Below are 2,752 nucleotides of genomic sequence, written 5' to 3'. Positions count from 1 at the left end.
GGACCGTTCGGCGCCGTCAGACCGTTCGACGCACCGTCCTGGTTCACCGCCGAACCCCGCACCACCGCAAGCACCTTGTGCCCGTTGCGTACCGCGTCCGACAAACGCTCCAGGACCAGGGCGACCGAGCCCTCCGCCCACCCGGTGCCGTCCGCCGACGCCGCGAACGCCCGGCAGCGTCCGTCGGCCGACAGACCGCGCTGCCGGGAGAACTCCACGAATCCGGCCGGGGAGGTCATGACGGTCACGCCGCCCGCCACCGCCAGGTCGCATTCCTTGGTCCGCAGTGACTGGGCCGCCAGGTGCAGGGCCACGAGCGAGGACGAGCAGGCGGTGTCCACCGTGACCGCGGGGCCTTCGAAACCGAAGGTGTACGAGATGCGGCCGGAGGCCACGCTGCCCAGCGTTCCGGTGCCTATGTAGCCCTCCAGTTCCTCGGGGATGCGGTCGAGCGGCGGTGCGTAGTCGATCCCCGCGACCCCGGCGAACACCGCGGTCCTGCTGCGCTTCAGCGCCGTCACGTCGATCGCGGCCCGCTCGAACGCCTCCCACACGGTCTCGAGGAGCAGCCGCTGCTGCGGGTCCATCGCCAAGGCCTCGCGCGGCGAGATGCCGAAGAACTCCGCGTCGAACTCCGTCCCGTCCGGCAGGAAGGCTCCGTTGAGCGTGTACGTGGTGCCCGGCTTGTCGGGGTCCGGATCGTAGATGTCGCGCAGGTCCCAGCCGCGGTCGGTCGGCGCCTCCCCGACCGCGTCGGTGCCGGAATCGACCAGGTGCCACAGGTCCTCCGGGCTCGCCACGCCGCCGGGCAGCCGGCACGCCGTGCCGACGATCGCGATGGGTTCGCGTTGCCCGGCCTCGATGTCGCGTACCCGCTTCTGTGCGGTACGGACGTCGGCGAGGGCACGTTTGAGGTAGGCGCGGAGTTTGGCCTCGTCCCCGGGGGGCTCGGCCTGGGGGCGCGTGGTGCCCTTCGTGCCGGCGCTTGTTTCTGACACTGCATCGCCTTTCTGGTACGGGAAAGCCTCGGGTCGTCGGGTCACCGGCATCAGAACGTTTCGAGGTCGCCGTCGATGAGGCTGAACAACTCCTCGTCGGTGGCGGTGTCGAGGTCGAGGTCGTCGACCCCGGCTGCCGCACCCGACGGACGTCCGGTCTCGTCCGGGGCGGCCCACTTGTCGGCCAGGGAGCGCAGTTGGTCCAGCACGGCGGCCCGCGCGTCCGCGTCCCCGAGATCCTCGGACAACGCCGCGTCGAGCCGTCGCAGCTCGGCGAGCGCTTCGGGGAGTGCGGACGAGGCGGTGCCCCTGGTGCCGGCCACCGCCAACTCCTCGTCGAGGAAGGCCGCGACGTCGGCAGGAGTCGGGTAGTCGAAGACCAGCGTCGCGGGAAGGAGCAGTCCGCCGGCCGCGTTCAGCCGGTTCCGCAGCTCCACCGCGGTGAGCGAGTCCAGGCCCAGTTCACGGAAGGCGCGGTCGGACTCGACTGCGCCGACACCGTGGTGGCCGAGGACCGCGGCAGTCTCGGCCTGGACGAAGTCGGATATCCGCGCGAGGCGTTCCGCCCCGGTCAGCCCTGCGACGCGCTCCGCGAGGGCGGGGCGTTCCGCCGCGGCCTCCGTCGCGTCGTGCGCCGCACCGATCGCGGGGTCGGCGGCCGTGACTCCCAGTGCCGTACGGCTCCCGTCGAGCCAGTACCTCTCGCGCTGGAACGCGTACGACGGCAGATCGACACGCCGCGGACGGTGTTCCGCGAAGGCGGCGGCCCAGTCGACGCCGACGCCCCGCACCCAGGCCTCGGCGAGCGACTGGGTGAACCGCCGCAATCCGCCCTGGTCGCGGCGCAGAGTTCCGACCACGAGAGCCCGGACCGCCTCGACGGACTCCGCCGTCTCGCCGATCGCCGTACTCAGCACGGGGTGGGGGCTCACCTCGATGAAGGTGCCGTGCCCGGCCGCCACGAGGCCTCGGGTCGCGTCGTCGAAGCGCACCGTTTCGCGCAGGTTGGTGGCCCAGTACGTGGCGTCGAGCGACGCGGTGTCGAGCCGGTCGCCGGTGACCGTCGACCAGAACGGCACGCGGCTCGAGGCCGGCGTGATCGTGGCGAGGTCGGAGATGATCCGCTCCCGGATGGTGTCGACATGCGCGGAGTGCGAGGCGTAATCCACCGGGATCAACCGGGCTCGGCCGCCCTCGTCCGTCACCCGGGCCACCAAGGACCCCAGGTCGTCGGCGGAACCCGAAACCACCGTTTGACCGGGGCTGTTCACGGCCGCGACCGAAACCCGGCCGTCGTACGCCGCAATGCGCTCTCGCACTCGCGCCTCGGGCTCGGCGACCGATGCCATGCCGCCCTGTCCCGACAGCGCGACGATCGCGCGGCTGCGCAGGGCGACCACCCGGGCGCCGTCCTCCAACGACAACCCACCCGCCACCACCGCCGCGGCGATCTCGCCTTGCGAGTGACCCACCACGGCATCCGGTTCCACACCGTACGCACGCCACAACTCCGCAAGCGCCACCAACACCGCCCACAGCAGTGGTTGCACCACATCGACCCGGTCCAACCACCCGCCGTCCTCGTCCAACAGGGCCTCCGCCGGAGACCAGTCCACGAACGGCTCCAACGCCTTCGCGCACTCCCCGAACCGGGTGGCGAACACCGGTGACTCGGCGAGCAACTCACCAGCCATACCCGCCCACTGCGACCCCTGCCCCGGGAACACGAACACCGTCTTCCCCACCGGACCCGC

2 protein-coding genes are annotated in these 2,752 nt (G+C 71.7%); both read right to left on the bottom strand.

Annotation, left to right across the window (positions count from 1 at the left end):
- Nucleotides 1–998, bottom strand: a 998-nt coding sequence (locus AB0C36_RS42980; protein ID WP_358365219.1) for a beta-ketoacyl synthase N-terminal-like domain-containing protein, incomplete at its 3' end; no start/stop codon positions are given.
- A 50-nt stretch (nucleotides 999–1,048) separates the two neighbouring features.
- Nucleotides 1,049–2,752 (bottom strand): acyltransferase domain-containing protein (locus tag AB0C36_RS42975; RefSeq protein WP_358365217.1); only part of this gene is annotated, 1,704 nt, incomplete at its 5' end.

The organism is Streptodolium elevatio (genome assembly GCF_040649515.1).
Lineage (GTDB): Bacteria > Actinomycetota > Actinomycetes > Streptomycetales > Streptomycetaceae > Yinghuangia > Yinghuangia elevatio.
The sequence above is the reverse complement of the archived record's forward strand: the minus strand, read 5'-3'. Positions and strand labels throughout refer to the sequence as shown.